This window comes from Variovorax pasteuri (assembly GCF_051216435.1).
Lineage (GTDB): Bacteria > Pseudomonadota > Gammaproteobacteria > Burkholderiales > Burkholderiaceae_C > Variovorax.
Genome location: NZ_JBPJZS010000006.1, coordinates 283,287 through 297,487, shown reverse-complemented (window position 1 = coordinate 297,487; position 14,201 = coordinate 283,287). Strand labels below are relative to the sequence as shown.

The following is a 14,201-nucleotide window of genomic DNA, read 5'->3' as shown; positions in this document are numbered from 1 at the left end:
CTCGGGTTGAAATCAATCGGGCCGCAACAGTGCGGTCCGGGGGCAAGACGGGTCGAAGAGAGCCGTCTTGAACTGTTCTGCACTCTGTTGCCAGGTCAGGAACCGCATTGTCTCCGAGCGCGGATGCTGGCCCAGCTTGAACAGTTCGAGCCAACGCATGACGGCGGCCGCAATGTCTTCGCCCTTCGTGCCGTCGAAGTAGAACGCATGGCCTGCCGCGACTTCCCTGAAGACAGGCAGATCCCTCGCGAGAATCGGCAGCTTGTGCATCGCGGCTTCGATCAACGGCAACCCGAAACCCTCGCCCTCGGAGGCCAGGATCAGGCAGGCGCTGTCGTCGTAGAGCCGCTCCAGGTATTCGTCGCTGACCCCTTCAAGCCAGAACAGCAGTCGGCCCCGCTGTGCATGCTGCTCCAGCCGTTCGACGACTTCTTCGACCATCCAGCCCTTCTTGCCCACGATCACGAGGTTGACGTCGATGCCGTTGCGCCATAGTTGCTCGAACGCGTCGAGCGTTTGCGCATGCCCCTTGCGGGGCTCGACCGTGCCGACCATCAAGAAGGCCGGCGCCGCCGCGATCTGGGCCAGCGTCGACTTGGCCGCGAGCGGCAGGCCGCTCGTCGGCAACGAGTACGCAATGTCCGCGCCCAGGTGGAAAGCCCGGACCTTCAGGCCTGCCTCGATGCGTTCGGGCGCATGCTCGCGAGCCCATGCCGTGAATTCGTCCGCGACGGCATTGGAAATCGCGAGAACACCATCGCTCTGGGCAACGACCTTCAACCAGCGCTCGTGCACCGACTTGGCGTCCTGGACGAATCGGTGGCTCAACAAGACGGGCAAGAGGTCGTACACGACGAACTCGACGCGCACACCCTGCTGCCTTAGAGCCTTGTAGAAGTCGGCCTGCTCCGGAACGATGTGCGGTTGCAGGTCCAGACCCACAAAAACGTCGCCATCGCGCACGTCGATGGGCGCGTCATCGAGGCCCTGGGTCGGGCAGCCGAGAAAACGCAGCGAGAATTTTCGTGCGTAGTTGTAGCCAGGCTCGCCCTTCAGGGCATAGACCGGCTCGATTCGATAGCTCTCGGGCGGGCTGTCGAACAGCGAGCGGAGCAATGACCTCACCAGCCGCTGAATGCCGCTTTGCCAGTCGCGCTGCACGAGCTCCGACACGTCAACAAAGAGTTGGCGCTTCGCGGCCGCCAACGGCAGCGCGCGCGCAATGCTCTTCGCGGCTTCAGCAATGCCGTCGCCGGACAACGAAGGGTCCGCCGCAATCGACTTGATCAGCCCCGGGCGCGCGTATTGCGCGCGCGATGCGAACAACTCGATCGCCTGGGCATACTGCCGGGCGCAATCGGCCGGCGCATGCGTCGTGCGGATCAGTTCCTTGCCCTTCGCTCCGAGGGCACGCGCGGTGGCGGGCGATTGACGCAGGTCTTCCAATGCTTGGATCAGCGTGTCGTCGCTGAACTCTTCGGGCAGCATCACGACTGCATCGGACGGCAGGTACGCCATCGATCCGTTGGCGTTGACCACCGTGGCAACGCCCCGGCCCAATGCGTCCAGCACCGCGGCCGAGGTTTCTCCGCGCGACAGCGTCCGCAGCTGAACTGCGACGTCCGTCGAGCTCAGGTAGCGCTGGAATGTCTCGGAGTCGACCCAGCCGGTGATGCTCACCTGGGCGGCCCGGTCGCGGCCTGCAACGACCTGTTCCAGCTGCACGCCGTAGGCGCCTTTGTCGTTCTCTCCGACGAACACGAGCCGGCACCGGGGATCCGTGGCCAACGACGACTGCAACCACGCGTCGAGCAGGCGGTGATTCAACTTGGTCGGCCCGAGCAGGCCGAAGGCGCAAACCAGGAACTGGTCGTCCTCCAGACCCAGTTCCTTGCGTGCACGAAGTCTGGCCTCGTCGATCGATTCAGGCATCACGCGCAGCAGTGGAATCAGCGTCCAGTTGTCCGTGCTCTTGCTACCGAACCATTGCCGCCCGAGCTCCAGCGAGTAGGGCGAATGAACGATGACCCCCGAAGCGAGCCGCAGCACGTCGAAGTTGCAGGGGTACTTGAAGATCACGTCCGCCGTGTCTGCGGCCTTCGCACGCTCGGCGACGGCCCCGTAACCATGGGATTCGTAGAGTGCACGCGTCCAGGCAAACGCTTCGCCTCCGACGTTCTCCCTGTGTGCCTGGATTCCGCTCAGATAAAAATCGTGCAGGACGACGGTTCCGGGAATCTCTTCCAGCAGCGAGAACATGTGCTGGTGAAACTCAGAATTTCCGAAGTGGTAGAGCACCCGGTCGAAGATGCAGGCGTTGTTGCGAAACCATTGGACGCTGCGCAGCGGAAATGACTCGTTCAGTTCGCGCTTGTCGACGGCCTTGAGGTCGCTCACCAGTTCGATGTCGTAGAACTTGGCCAACTCGGGCAATAGCTCGGCGCTGTAGTTCGAGATGCCGCTGCGTTCGGGCGGCAACGGCGACACATACGCCAGGCGGGGGCGCGCCGCGTCGGCTCGCGTGCCAGTGGCGCCGGCCTTGGCGGTGCGCGCCGACTCGTGAAGCTGTTCGAAGGCCTGCAGCGCGCGCCGCGCCGATTCGTCCCACGAGAACTTCTTGCTTTGAACCGCGCCGTGCTCGACCAGTACGCGTCGAAATGCGTCGTCGCCCAGCACTTGCGCCATCTTGGCGGCGATGGCCTTGTCGTCTCTTGGGTCGAACATCGCGTCGTCCCGCCCGATGACTTCGGGCAGGCTGGACGTGTTGGCGCCGATTACGGGCGCACCGCACAACATCGCCTCGAGCGCCGGCAGGCCGAACCCTTCGTGCCACGACGGAAAAACGAACAGCGTGCACAGGTTGTAGAGGTCGACCAGATCTTCTTCCGGTACAAAACCCGTGACCGCGACATCGCCTTCTGTCAGCCCTTGCTGGTGGGCGAGTGCCATCAATGCCTTGCGGTCCTCGGGCCGCGCCGAGCACACCACGGCAAGCTGGTGTCCGGAGCGCATTGCCGCAGGGAGCAGTGCAAAGGCCCGGATCAGACCTTCGATGTTCTTGCGATGGTCGATGCCGCCGGTGTACATCACGAACGGCTTGAGAAGGCGGTATCGGGCACGCAATGCCTGCGCGCGCTCGGGCGCGAGGTCGATCTTGCGGAAATGGTCGCCTGCGGCGGTGGACACATTGACGCAGCGTGCCGCATCCAGGCCCAGGTGGGACAGGCCTTCTTGCCTCGACGACTCCGAAATGGCGAGCCAGAGGTTCGCCCTGCGCATTGCCTCCACCTTGCCCATGTACCAGTCGCGCATGACCGGGTTGTCGAGGTAGGGGTGCGGGTTGATCAGCGGGATGAGGTCGTAGAGCGTGACTGCCGTGGGCGTGCGCGCGAAGCGGCCCACGCTGGTGACCGTGGCGTCGCCCAGGCCTTCGAACAGGCTCGACACGTGCACCGCATCCGGATTTAGGCTGGCTAAAAATGCTTCGTGAAGTTTCTCGTCGGCGAGAACCTCGCTCGGCGTGCGGGCGCCCGCGCCCGACTGCGCGGCCGGATACCAGACCTTGATGTTCGCCGGATCGAGGAGGCCGTTGAAGGCGGCCCTTATGTCGTCCACCGCTTCCGGGAAGCGCCCATTTAAAGCAAGCAGAAGCTCGTGCTTTCCCATCTGCCGCGCCATCGACTGCGCGAGGGACAAGGAGTAGCGTCCGATGCCGCGGTGTCTATTGCCGGAGGATTGCGCACCCTGAAGGTCAATGAGGATTCGCATCAGGCATGCCCCGATCGCTGCTGGCTTTGACGCAGCTGCCGGTACACCAAGGCAGTGTCGGGTGACATGGACAGCGGTCTGTCCGGCGGCCCCTGCGATGCGGAGGCGGGCGGTGGTGCGAGCATGGCCTGCAGGCGCCGCCTCAGCGGCGGGACACAGCTCAAGGCGAGTATTGCCGCGCGCTTGAGCTGAGGATGGCGACCGACCGTGATCGCGACAACGCGAAGGGTGGTCTTGATGCGGCGCTTGACGCCGCTGGTGATGCGGCCTTCCATTGCCGCCGAAGCCAGCCGTCGCAGCGGCGTCGTCGCTGCTTGGAGCGCACGCGCTTCGGCGTCGCGGGCCCGCTCGTTCGCATGGGTGGCATTGGCTTCGGCGATGGTGGCCCGCGCTTCGGCCTGGACGGTACGCATCGCAACTTCGTGGGCCCGATTCCTTGCATCCTCGAGCGCGGAGTGTGCGCGTTGGAGCTCGGCGCCGGCTTTCAGCTCGATTTGCGTCCGTTCGGCGCGCTCGGCCTCGAGTTGCGCCGCACACACGCGCAGTTCTTCCTTTTGGCGCGCGATGAGGCCGTTGCACCAGGTCCCGGATTGCCCGCTGAGTTCGGCGTAGTCGAACACGTTGGGCGGAATCTTCAGTGCGGGCAGCAGATCGGCATGTTCCGCAGCCACGTAGAAGCGATTGAGGCCGTCAAAGTAGGCGAACAGGTAGTCGGCATCGACCAGAATACGTTCGGCGCCGTCATGGCGCAGCTCGTTCGACATTGGCACTGTGGCCTCGACGACGATGATCCAGGGACGCAGCGTCTTGCTGTCCCAGCCTCGAAGGACCTCTTCCTCCAGTCCTTCCACATCTATCTTCAGCCAATGCACGTCGCGACCGTCCAGCGATGCCAAAGCGGTCTTCATTGGCAGCATGGGCGTCGGTACTGTCGTGTACGCGAAGCCATGCTCGGCCCGATGGACGTCGGCATAGGCTTTCACACCCGTGCTGAGACCCGTATCCTCGATCACGTGAAGGTCAAGCATGCCCGCTGTGTCGGAAAGCGCGAGTTGCAAGACGATCTCGTCCGGCCTGTCTTGCCTGAGCAATTCCGCATAGTGCGGAACAGGTTCGACATGCACGCCGCGCCACCCCCGCTGATAAAAGGCCTTGCTGACGGAGTCCACCACGGGGTGCTGGGCGCCGATGTCCACGTAGACGCCCACGGGCACATGCTTCAGCGCTCGCCATAGCATGACGTCCTCGAAATTCTGCGCGTACGAAGTGAAAGCCTTGGGGCTGTTGTCTTGAGTCATTTGCGACTTGCGGCGGAGCCGATGGTCCTCCCGGTGAAATGCACGCTTTCGCGTATCTCACCATTTTACGAGGCGAAATCAGGGGATTCTTGGCATGATGGCCGCACTCGAAAAAGACCCCATGATGAAGTTACGTTTGCCAGTGAAAGTGCCTTACCGCCATGCGAAGGCTTGATTTATTGCGCCGAGCGGCGCGGAAGGTCCCGAAGGCGGCCTACTGGCTGATGACACCGTGGCGCATGCCGGAGCGGATGCGGTTTCTTCGGGAACGCGCTGCCCGCGACGCCAGGGCGCATTCGCTGAAGTTGTTGCTCGATGAAGAACGTTCACGCCAGGAGGCCGCGCGGCAGGCTGGCAGTGGGGCGCGGGTCGCCGCCCTCGATTTCTACGACCCCGACGACGTCCTCGATGCCGCGGGTTTGCCTTCGGAGAGGGTTTTCTGGCCGCCTGCGCAAGCCAGTTCGGTCGTGGACCGCCCGAGCGCGGCGCGTTTCTGGGTCGATACGCTTCGCAGGCGCAAGGATCTTCGCGACCGCTTTCCCCTGGCGTTCTCCGCGCCAGCCGGCAACGGCCTTAGCGAATGGTTGCGCAGCCCGGACGGGCAGGAAGACCTGGCGTTGACGCCCGAAGGGGCGCAGCAACTGGTTGCACTTCTTTCCGAAGACTTTGCCGAACGGGCGAGGCAGTTCTTCCTGACAAGCGACGAGGTTCGCGCGGTCTTGCCTCATGGGCTGCTGCCGCCGGGCCGGCGCGGTCTCTTCCGCTGGTTCATGCAGCACGTGCTGGAGGCCGGCGACCTGGCGCTCGAGGAAGTCTGGTGGCTGTTCCTGCAGGCGCAGGAGAACCCGCAAGGCGAGTTGGTGCGGGCCTTCCTGTTCACGCCGCAATGGCAGCAGGATTTCCCCGATGCGCTGACAGTCTTCGGCTGGTCCCGGTTCTCGGACTGGGTTGCGGCTGCCTATGGCGTCGACCGTGTCCCGACGAGTTCGGCCGAGGTCGGGTTTGCGCAGCCTGCGCTGCAAGTGCGCATCGGCTATCTGGCGCAGGCGACATGGCGGCATGCGCATCCCGATGCGCTCTCCGATGTGGCGGCGGCCCGGGCATTGCTCGAGTGGCTTGCGTCCGGTGCGCAGGCATCGTTGGCAGCGGAGGCGCACTCATGGTGCGCCGCGCTCGACATCGATGCGCTGGCCCCCGAATTGCTCGACGATGGCGTCAATATCATCGGCCATTTCTGCTATCCGTCGGGGTTGCGCGTTTCCGTGGAGGCCATGACCGAGGCGCTGGGCTTGGCAGGCATCCGGACGTCGTTGCGAGACGTCCGCACGGACGCGCGAGATGACCCTCGCCATGTGCGCTTCGATGGCCTTGAGTCCAGCGACATCACGATCATCCATGTGCAGCCCGAGCCCTTCTTTGAAAGGGCCTACGCCAGGGCGGACCTGGCGCAGCGCACGCCGCGGACCTACCGTATCGCCTACTGGTACTGGGAATTCGATTCGATACCGCAGGAATGGTGCACCCACGCCGATCAGGTCGACGAGGTGTGGACGGCCACGGAGTTCATCGCGAAGGGCCTGCGCGAGCGGCTCTCTGTGCCAGTACGAACGCTGTTCCCTGGCGTCACCCTGGCGCCGTTCCAGGCGCGCGACCGCGCGTACTTCAACCTAGACGAGAACCGATTTACCTTCCTCTTTACTTTTCACATGGTGAGCGTGATGGAGCGCAAGAACCCGCTTGGGCTCGTTCGCGCGTTCAAGATGGCGTTTCGGGGCGATGAGTCCGTGACGCTGGTGTTGAAGACATCTTTCGGAGACCGGTACCCCGTGCAGTTCCAGGAACTGCGCGACGCGGCAGCCGATTCACCGACAATCAGGATCATCGACGAGGTGCTCAGCTCCGACGAGGTGCTTTCGTTGATGAACGCGTGCGATGCGTACGTCTCGCTCCATCGCAGCGAAGGACTCGGGCTGACCATGGCCGAAGCGATGCTGATGGGCAAGCCCGTGATCGCGACGGCCTTCTCGGGCAACATGGATTTCATGAACGACGAAAACAGCCTTCTGGTGCCTTACGAGCGGGTGAGGGTCGGCCGGCCGATCCCGCCGTACGACGCCGACATGGAGTGGGCCGAACCGTCGGTCGAACACGCGGCCCGGTTGATGCGTCGCCTTTACGACGACCCGCAATGGGCGCGCAAGATCGGGGCGCGCGGCAGGCAGAGCGCCGAAGTCAATCTGTCGCTCGACACGGCGGGTCGCCGCATGGCCGAGCGCGTCGATGAAATCAGGACGCTGCTGCGGTGTGCGCCACGCGCGTAGCGGAACGCCGCGGCAACCGCCAGCCTGCAGCTATCGTTCGACGATCCGCCCGTGCTCCATATGGATCACCCGGTTGCATTCCTTTGCGATGAGCTCCGGCGAGTGCGAGGCGAGTACAAGAATGCCGGACTTGGCCACCACGTCTTTCATGCGCTTTTCCGCTTTCTCCGTGAAGGCAGCGTCACCAACCGAAAGCCATTCGTCCATCAGCAGGATGTCGGCCTCGACGCTGGTCGAGATGGAGAACGCCAATCGCATCATCATGCCGGTGGAATATGTGCGGACGGGCATGTTGACGTATTCGCCCAGCCCGCTGAATTCGCAGATATCGGGCGTCAGGCGATCAACTTCTTTCTTGCTCATGCCCATGACAAGTCCGCGCAGCATGATGTTTTCGATGCCCGTCGCATCCATCTCGATACCGAGCGATGGATCGATCAAGCTCGCAACGGTTCCTTGCCGCGCGAACTCTCCCGACGACGGCTCGTAGACGCCTGCCAGCGTGCGCAGCAAGGTCGACTTGCCCGCGCCGTTATGACCCACCAAACCTAGCCGGTCGCCGCTCTTGAGTTCAAGGTTGATGCCGCTCAGCGCTTGCACAACCGTCACGCCCGTCTCCTTGCCGAAGCGTCCTCCAGTGACGGATGAGGCAAGCGTCTTTTTGAGCGAATTAGCACCTGCGCCGTAGATCGGGAAGTTGACTGCGACGTTTTTGAGTGAAATGAATGCCATGGATCAGAGCCAGTAAACGACGCGACGGCGGTATTTCGTAAACAGAAGGGCGCCTGCGGCGAGGCAGAGCACCGTCCAGAACAGGATGCCCAGCCAACTGTGAATGTGCGCAACGCCACCCATCAGTGGCGTGCGAAGCAGGTCCAGCATCTGTGCAAACGGGTTCCACAGTACGTACTTGGCACGGCCAGGAAGGCTCTCGGGCAGCCAGAACACCGGCGTCAGGAACATCAGCATCTGCATCACACTCGTGACGATCTGCGTGACGTCGCGGTAACGCGTGCAGATCAGCCCCAGCAACAGTCCCAGCGCATGTGCGTTGATGATCAGGATGGCAAATGCCGGCAGAACGAGCAGCACCGACCAGGACAGCGAAATGCCAGCCCAGATCGCCACCGGGATGTAGAGCACGATCTGGTGGGCAAACTGGATCAAATTGCGTGCCAGGCTGCGCCAGACAAACAGGCTGATGGGAAAGTAGCCCTGCTTCAGATAATTGGACGACCCGACGAAGGCATTGCAAGCGTCCGTCACGATGCTGGAAAAAAACCCCCAGAAGATGATGCCCAGCGCAAGATGGGGAAAAAATCTGGAAAGTTCGGTGCCGAAAAGCGAGCTATACAGCGGGCCCATGCCGCCGATCATTACGCCCATGCTCAAGGTGAGCCACATCGGTCCTAGCATTGAGCGTCGATAGCGCAACACGATGTCGAACCAGGCGAGGGTCCACCAGATGTCCGTTCGGCGAGTGCCTTCCCACCAGTCAGATAGCGCGCTTCGATGAAGATTGGAGTGAACTTGACTCATGTACGTCCGTAAGTGTCTGCGAGGCGGACGATGTCGTCTTCGCCAAGGTAGCCGCCGCACTGGACTTCGATGAGCACAAGCTCTTCGTCCCCGGTGTTCGTGAGGCGGTGTTTTTCTTTCAGGGGGATATAGCGGTACTGACCAGGAAGGGTCTCGTGCTCGACTTCACCGATCTGCACGATGCCCCGACCTTGTACCACCACCCAATGCTCTGCGCGCTGGTGGTGATATTGAAGCGAGAGTGCCTCGCCCGGGCGGACAGTGATGCGCTTTACCTTGTAGCCTTCTTCTTCCTTGAGCGAAGCATAAGTGCCCCACGGGCGGTGAACCACCGGAGGCAGGTGCACGGTGTCGTGCTTGCGGGCCTTGAGCACGTCGACGACCTTTTTTACCTTCTGCGCGCTGTCCTTGTGCAGTACGAGCAGTGCGTCGGGCGTGTCGACGATCACCAGGTCGTGAACGCCCACGGTGGCAACGACCTTGGGGCCGTAGCTCTCGACCTGCACGTGCGTACCGGTGGTGTCGAGCGCGACAACGTCGTCGGGCAGGGTGTTGCCGCTGGCGTCCGGGATCAGGGCGTTGGCGACCGCGGGCCAGGAGCCGACGTCGCTCCAGCTGAACTTGGCTGGAACCACGTGCACATTGGAGGCCCGTTCCAGCACCGCGTAGTCGATGCTGATGTCGGGTTGGAGGCCGAATGTATGCATGTCGAAATTCACGGAGGTGCCGGACTCGCTGGCCGTTTCCAGCGCGTGCCTTGCTGCCCGGATCACATCAGGGGCATGCGCCTCGAGCGCCGCGATGATGGTGTCCGCCGTGAAGGCGAACATGCCGCTGTTCCAGTAGTAGCGGCCCGTGGCCAGGTACTGCTGGGCTGTTTCGAGGTCGGGTTTCTCGACGAAGCGCTTCACGCCCTGGCTCTCGCGCGAGACATGCTCGACCTCGATGTAGCCGAAGCCGGTGTCCGGGCTCGTGGGGCTCACGCCGAACACCACCAGCTTTCCCTCCTGCGCCAGGCGGAAGGCTTCGCTCGCGCTGGCCACGAAGGCGTGCACGTCCGGCACGAGGTGGTCGGCGGACAGAACCAGCATCACCGTGTCGCCGCTGAACTGCCGCGCGCACTGCAGCGCGGCCAAAGCGATGGCCGGGCCGGTGTTGCGGCCCTTCGGCTCGAGCAGAAAGGTCGTCGTGGGCGGGTCGCTCATCTGCTGGAGGACGTCCCGGGTCAGGAACAGATGGTCCTTGTTTGTGACGACCATCAGGTCGCCGGTGCCGCAGGCCTGGCCCCGTTCGACGGCTTGCTGGAGCAAGGTGGAGTCGCCGATCTTCATGAACGGCTTGGGAAAGGCTTGGCGCGAGGCAGGCCAGAGCCTGGAGCCGGCGCCTCCCGACAGCACCACTGAGAGAAGCCTCATCGTTGTTCCTTTTACTTTTCAACCAGCCAATTTTACGGGCAGCCCTCTTCGGCCGGTCGCAGGGGTGAAAAGGCCGCCGCTGACCGTCGTGGTCGCCGGTTGCGAAGATAATCCCCTCCCGCGCGGCCAGCGGCGCACTGTTTCGGCGCCGCCCCGTTTTTTTCCGGAAATCCCCACAGGCTCCGCCTCATCCGCTTCGCGGGTGCGCTATCTATGAAATCTGTCTATCGATTCATCCTCGGCTTGGCCGGACTTTGGCAAGGCCCCGGACTGATGGGGCGCGTCCAGCGGGCATGGCGAATGTTCAAGAAGTCGGGATGGGCGGGCATTCGGTGGGAACTGGGCCGACGCTTCGGCGGCTACAACGATTACTCAAAGTGGGTGCGCCGCTACGACACGCTGACCCCCGAGATTCGCGACCGCATCGTGCAGCGCGTGGCCGCCCTGAAAGAGCAGCCCCTGATCTCCGTCGTGATGCCCACGTACAACCCCAACCCCGGGTGGCTGCGCGAGGCCATCGAGTCGGTGCGCGCCCAGATCTACCCGAACTGGGAGCTCTGCATCGCCGACGACGCGTCGCCCTCGGCCGAGGTGCGCGACGTCCTCAAGTCGTACAGCGAGAGCGACCCGCGCATCAAGGTCTTTTTCCGCCCGAAGAACGGGCACATTTCGGCCGCGTCCAACAGCGCGCTGGAACTGGTGTCGGGCCCCTGGGTGGCGCTCATGGACCACGACGACCTGCTGCCCGCCGACGCGCTGTTCTGGGTGGCCGACTGCATCGCAGCGAACCCCGGCGTGCAGCTGATCTACTCGGACGAGGACAAGGCCGACGAAAGCGGCTTCCGCTTCGGCCCTTACTTCAAGTCCGACTGGAACGTCGATCTCTTTCGCTCGCAGAACATGTTCAGCCACCTGGGCGTGCTGTCGACCGAACTGATGCGTTCGGTCGGGGGCTTCCGCGTGGGCATGGAAGGCTCGCAGGACTGGGACCTGGTGCTGCGTTGCATGGAGCGCATCGATGCCGGGCAGATCCGCCACATTCCGCGCGTGCTGTACCACTGGCGCGTGCACAGCGAGAGCACGGCGCGCTCGATGAGCGCCAAGCCGTATGCGGCCCTCGCGGGCGAGCGGGCGCTGAACGAGCACTTCCAGCGCACCGGCGTGCGCGCCACGGCCGAGCACCTCGACTTCGGCTATCGCGTGCGTTACGCCTTGCCCGATGTCTTGCCGCTGGTTTCAGTGATCATTCCCACGCGCAATGCGCTGCAACTCACGCGCCAGTGCGTCGAGTCGATTCTTTCGAAGACCACCTACTCGAACTACGAAATCATCATCGTCGACAACGGCTCCGACGACCCGGCCACGCTGGCCTGGTTCAAGCAGATTGCCGCTGAAAGGCCGAACGTGCGCGTGCTGCGCGACGATCGCGATTTCAACTATTCGGCGCTGAACAACGGCGCGGTTCCCTCGGCCAAGGGCGAGCTGCTGGCGCTGGTCAACAACGACATCGAGGTCATCACGCCGGACTGGCTGAGCGAGATGGTGAGCCTGGCCGTGCAGCCGGGCGTGGGCGCGGTGGGCGCGCGGCTGTGGTACCCCAACAAGACGCTGCAGCACGCCGGCGTGATCCTGGGCATTGGCGGCATCGCCGCGCACGCGCACCGCGGCATGCCGGTCGGCCGCGAAGGTTACGCAGGCCGTGCCGCGCTGATCCAGTCGTTCTCTGCCGTCACGGCGGCCTGCCTGGTGATCCAGAAGCAGCATTACCTGGCGGTGGGCGGGCTGGACGAGGTGAACCTGAGGGAGTCGTTCAACGACATCGATTTCTGCCTGCGCCTGCGCGAAGCCGGTCTGCGCAATGTCTGGACGCCGTACGCCGAACTCTTCCACTACGAGTCGGCGACGCGTTCGAAGAACATGTCCCCGAAACGGCAGGCGCAGTTCCAGGAAGAGTCCGCCTACATGCACAAGCGCTGGGGCGACCTCCTGCAGAACGACCCCGCCTACAGCCCCAATCTCATGCTGGCCCGCGAGGACTTCAGTTACGCCTGGCCGCCCCGCCTCGCGCCGGTCTGATGGCCCTGGACGTGTCCGTCGCGCTGTGCACCCGCAACGGCGCGCGCTACCTCCCCGAGCAGGTTCGCAGCATCTGCGCGCAGACGCCGCTGCCGCGGGAGATCGTGCTGTCCGACGACGGCTCCACCGACGGCACCGTGGCCGTGGTGCGCGACACCCTCGTGCAATGCGGCGTGGCCGACCAGGTCGCGCTGCGCGTGTTCAGCAACGTGCCGCCGCTGGGCGTCACGCGCAATTTCGAGCAGGCCGTGAGCGCCTGCAGCCATGAACTCATCGCCCTGTGCGACCAGGACGACGTGTGGCACCCCGGCCGGCTCGCGCGCATGGTGGCGCAGTTCGAGGCGCGTCCCGACCTGCTGCTGCTGCACACCGATGCGCGCCTGGTCGACGCCGAACTGAAACCCCTGGGCTCCACGCTGTTCCATGCGCTGGAGGTGCAGCCCGCCGAGCTGGCGGCCATCGCCGGCGGCGACGCCTTCGGCGTGCTGCTGCGGCGCAACCTCGCGACGGGCGCCACCACGGTGTTCCGCAAGACCTTGCTCGAGGCGGCGCTGCCGTTCGCGCCCGAGTGGGTGCACGACGAATGGCTGGCCGCGGTGGCGTCGGCCGTCGGGCGCATGGACGTGCTGCCCGAGCCGACCATCGACTACCGTCAGCACGCCAGCAACCAGATCGGCGCCCGGCGGCTCACGCTGTCCGAGAAGGTGGCCAAGGCCTTTGCCGAACGCGGCGACAAGCATGTGGCTCGCCTGCGCCGGGCCGAGGCCCTGCTGCAGCGCCTGCAGCGGCTCGGTGGGCGTGTGCCGGCCAGGTACCTGGACGCACAGCAAGCCAAGGTCGCGCACCAGCGGTTCAGGGCGCAGCTCCCGGCGGCGCGGCCCTTGCGCCTGCTGCCGATCCTGCTGGAGGCGGCGCGCGGCCGCTATGCGCGCTTCGGCCGCGGCGGGCATGCCATCGCGCAGGACCTGCTCGAGCGCGGCTGACTAGCGGCGCAGCTTCCAGTACCGCCAGAACGACCCCGACAGCCACACCTTCAGCAGGCTGGTGACGTGCCAGTACAGGTACTTCTTGCTCCGGTGGCTGTCGCGTTGCGCGTCGTGCCGGGCCACCAGATCTTCGCCCACCTGCAGTTTCCAGCCTGCGAGCCGGGTGCGCGCGCAGATGTCGAAATCTTCGCCGTACATGAAAAAGCGCTCGTCGAAGCCGCCGACCTGCCGGTAGGCCTCGCTGCGAAACAGCATGAACAGCCCCGGAATCCACGCCGGCACCCTTGGCCGCACGTAGCCGGGCTTCTTGCGCCCGACGATCTCGAAGGGTGTGAGCAGCGCCCGGTGCGGCTCCGGCCCGGCCTTGCCGGGCTCCAGGATGCGCGGCGTCAGCAGCCCGGCGTCGGCCGCGGCCTGGGCGAGCAGGGGCGTCAGCACGTCGCTGTCGAGGCGGATGTCGGGGTTGAGCACCAGGAACCACGGACTGGTGCAGCGCGCGAAGGCCTGGTTGTGGTTGGCGCCGAAGCCCTTGGGGCTTGCGTTCGTGATGCGCTCCACCTCGAAACCCCAGCTCCGCCCCGCGAGCAGGTCAGGCTCCGGAATGTTCTGCGTGAGCAAGACCTTGGCGATGGTGGCGCGGCAATGCCGCTCCAGTTGATCGAGCAGCGGCAGCACCAGCGCAAGCTGGCCGTGGCTGACGATTGAAATGGTGATCGGAGGAAACGGAAGGGGGAAGGGGGAGGGGGGCGTGGGCATGGTCTAATTTCGCTCGGGAATTCTAGGGTTCCCCAACCCCCA

General features: G+C 64.3%; 9 protein-coding genes. 3 read left to right on the top strand and 6 right to left on the bottom strand.

Translation table 11 applies throughout. The annotated features are described in order from the left end of the window. Positions 1 to 12 precede the first annotated feature (12 nt). Positions 13 to 3,768, bottom strand: a complete 3,756-nt coding sequence (locus ACSFBM_RS22610; RefSeq protein WP_435486368.1) for a glycosyltransferase — start codon at positions 3,766 to 3,768, stop codon at positions 13 to 15. Next, complete coding sequence (locus ACSFBM_RS22605) at positions 3,768 to 5,066, bottom strand: FkbM family methyltransferase (RefSeq protein WP_435486367.1); 1,299 nt, start codon at positions 5,064 to 5,066, stop codon at positions 3,768 to 3,770. Before ACSFBM_RS22605 ends, ACSFBM_RS22610 begins: the two co-directional genes overlap by 1 nt. Before the next feature lie 224 nt (positions 5,067 to 5,290). Between ACSFBM_RS22605 and ACSFBM_RS22600 the strand changes: the two genes are divergently transcribed. After that, the gene (locus ACSFBM_RS22600; RefSeq protein ID WP_435486366.1) at positions 5,291 to 7,387 is read left to right on the top strand and encodes a glycosyltransferase family 4 protein; all 2,097 of its coding nucleotides are present in this window, start codon (positions 5,291 to 5,293) and stop codon (positions 7,385 to 7,387) included. Between the two features lie 30 nt (positions 7,388 to 7,417). Here ACSFBM_RS22600 and ACSFBM_RS22595 read toward each other — a convergent pair whose 3' ends face one another. Genes ACSFBM_RS22595 through ACSFBM_RS22585 form a run of 3 tightly spaced genes read right to left on the bottom strand, consistent with a single transcriptional unit; the run spans position 7,418 to position 10,341 of the window. After that, positions 7,418 to 8,119: an ABC transporter ATP-binding protein gene (locus ACSFBM_RS22595; protein ID WP_435486365.1), complete on the bottom strand. Its 702-nt coding sequence runs from the start codon at positions 8,117 to 8,119 to the stop codon at positions 7,418 to 7,420. A 3-nt stretch (positions 8,120 to 8,122) separates the two neighbouring features. Beyond that, positions 8,123 to 8,926, bottom strand: coding sequence for an ABC transporter permease (locus tag ACSFBM_RS22590; RefSeq protein ID WP_435486364.1), 804 nt, complete (start codon positions 8,924 to 8,926; stop codon positions 8,123 to 8,125). After that, on the bottom strand, positions 8,923 to 10,341 hold the full coding sequence (locus ACSFBM_RS22585; protein WP_435437911.1) for a mannose-1-phosphate guanylyltransferase/mannose-6-phosphate isomerase: 1,419 nt from the start codon (positions 10,339 to 10,341) through the stop codon (positions 8,923 to 8,925). The genes ACSFBM_RS22590 and ACSFBM_RS22585 overlap by 4 nt, the downstream gene beginning before the upstream one ends. Before the next feature lie 213 nt (positions 10,342 to 10,554). Between ACSFBM_RS22585 and ACSFBM_RS22580 the strand changes: the two genes are divergently transcribed. After that, complete coding sequence (locus ACSFBM_RS22580; protein ID WP_435486363.1) at positions 10,555 to 12,417, top strand: glycosyltransferase family 2 protein; 1,863 nt, start codon at positions 10,555 to 10,557, stop codon at positions 12,415 to 12,417. Further along, positions 12,417 to 13,400 carry a glycosyltransferase family 2 protein gene (locus ACSFBM_RS22575; protein WP_435486362.1) on the top strand — a complete coding sequence of 328 codons (984 nt, stop codon included), beginning with the start codon at positions 12,417 to 12,419 and terminating at the stop codon, positions 13,398 to 13,400. Before ACSFBM_RS22580 ends, ACSFBM_RS22575 begins: the two co-directional genes overlap by 1 nt. Here the strand turns inward: ACSFBM_RS22575 and ACSFBM_RS22570 are convergent, their stop codons facing one another. Beyond that, a complete protein-coding gene (locus ACSFBM_RS22570; protein WP_435486361.1) occupies positions 13,401 to 14,159 on the bottom strand; it encodes a glycosyltransferase family 2 protein in 759 nt (252 codons plus the stop codon). It abuts the gene before it with no gap. Between the last annotated feature and the right edge of the window lie 42 nt (positions 14,160 to 14,201).

Excerpts from the sequence above, each read along its gene's own strand:
- ACSFBM_RS22610 (WP_435486368.1), bottom strand. The coding sequence starts at position 3,768 with ATGCGAATCCTCATTGACCTTCAGGGTGCGCAATCCTCCGGCAATAGA.
- ACSFBM_RS22605 (WP_435486367.1), bottom strand. The coding sequence starts at position 5,066 with ATGACTCAAGACAACAGCCCCAAGGCTTTCACTTCGTACGCGCAGAAT.
- ACSFBM_RS22600 (WP_435486366.1), top strand. The coding sequence starts at position 5,291 with ATGACACCGTGGCGCATGCCGGAGCGGATGCGGTTTCTTCGGGAACGC.
- ACSFBM_RS22595 (WP_435486365.1), bottom strand. The coding sequence starts at position 8,119 with ATGGCATTCATTTCACTCAAAAACGTCGCAGTCAACTTCCCGATCTAC.
- ACSFBM_RS22590 (WP_435486364.1), bottom strand. The coding sequence starts at position 8,926 with ATGAGTCAAGTTCACTCCAATCTTCATCGAAGCGCGCTATCTGACTGG.
- ACSFBM_RS22585 (WP_435437911.1), bottom strand. The coding sequence starts at position 10,341 with ATGAGGCTTCTCTCAGTGGTGCTGTCGGGAGGCGCCGGCTCCAGGCTC.
- ACSFBM_RS22580 (WP_435486363.1), top strand. The coding sequence starts at position 10,555 with ATGAAATCTGTCTATCGATTCATCCTCGGCTTGGCCGGACTTTGGCAA.
- ACSFBM_RS22575 (WP_435486362.1), top strand. The coding sequence starts at position 12,417 with ATGGCCCTGGACGTGTCCGTCGCGCTGTGCACCCGCAACGGCGCGCGC.
- ACSFBM_RS22570 (WP_435486361.1), bottom strand. The coding sequence starts at position 14,159 with ATGCCCACGCCCCCCTCCCCCTTCCCCCTTCCGTTTCCTCCGATCACC.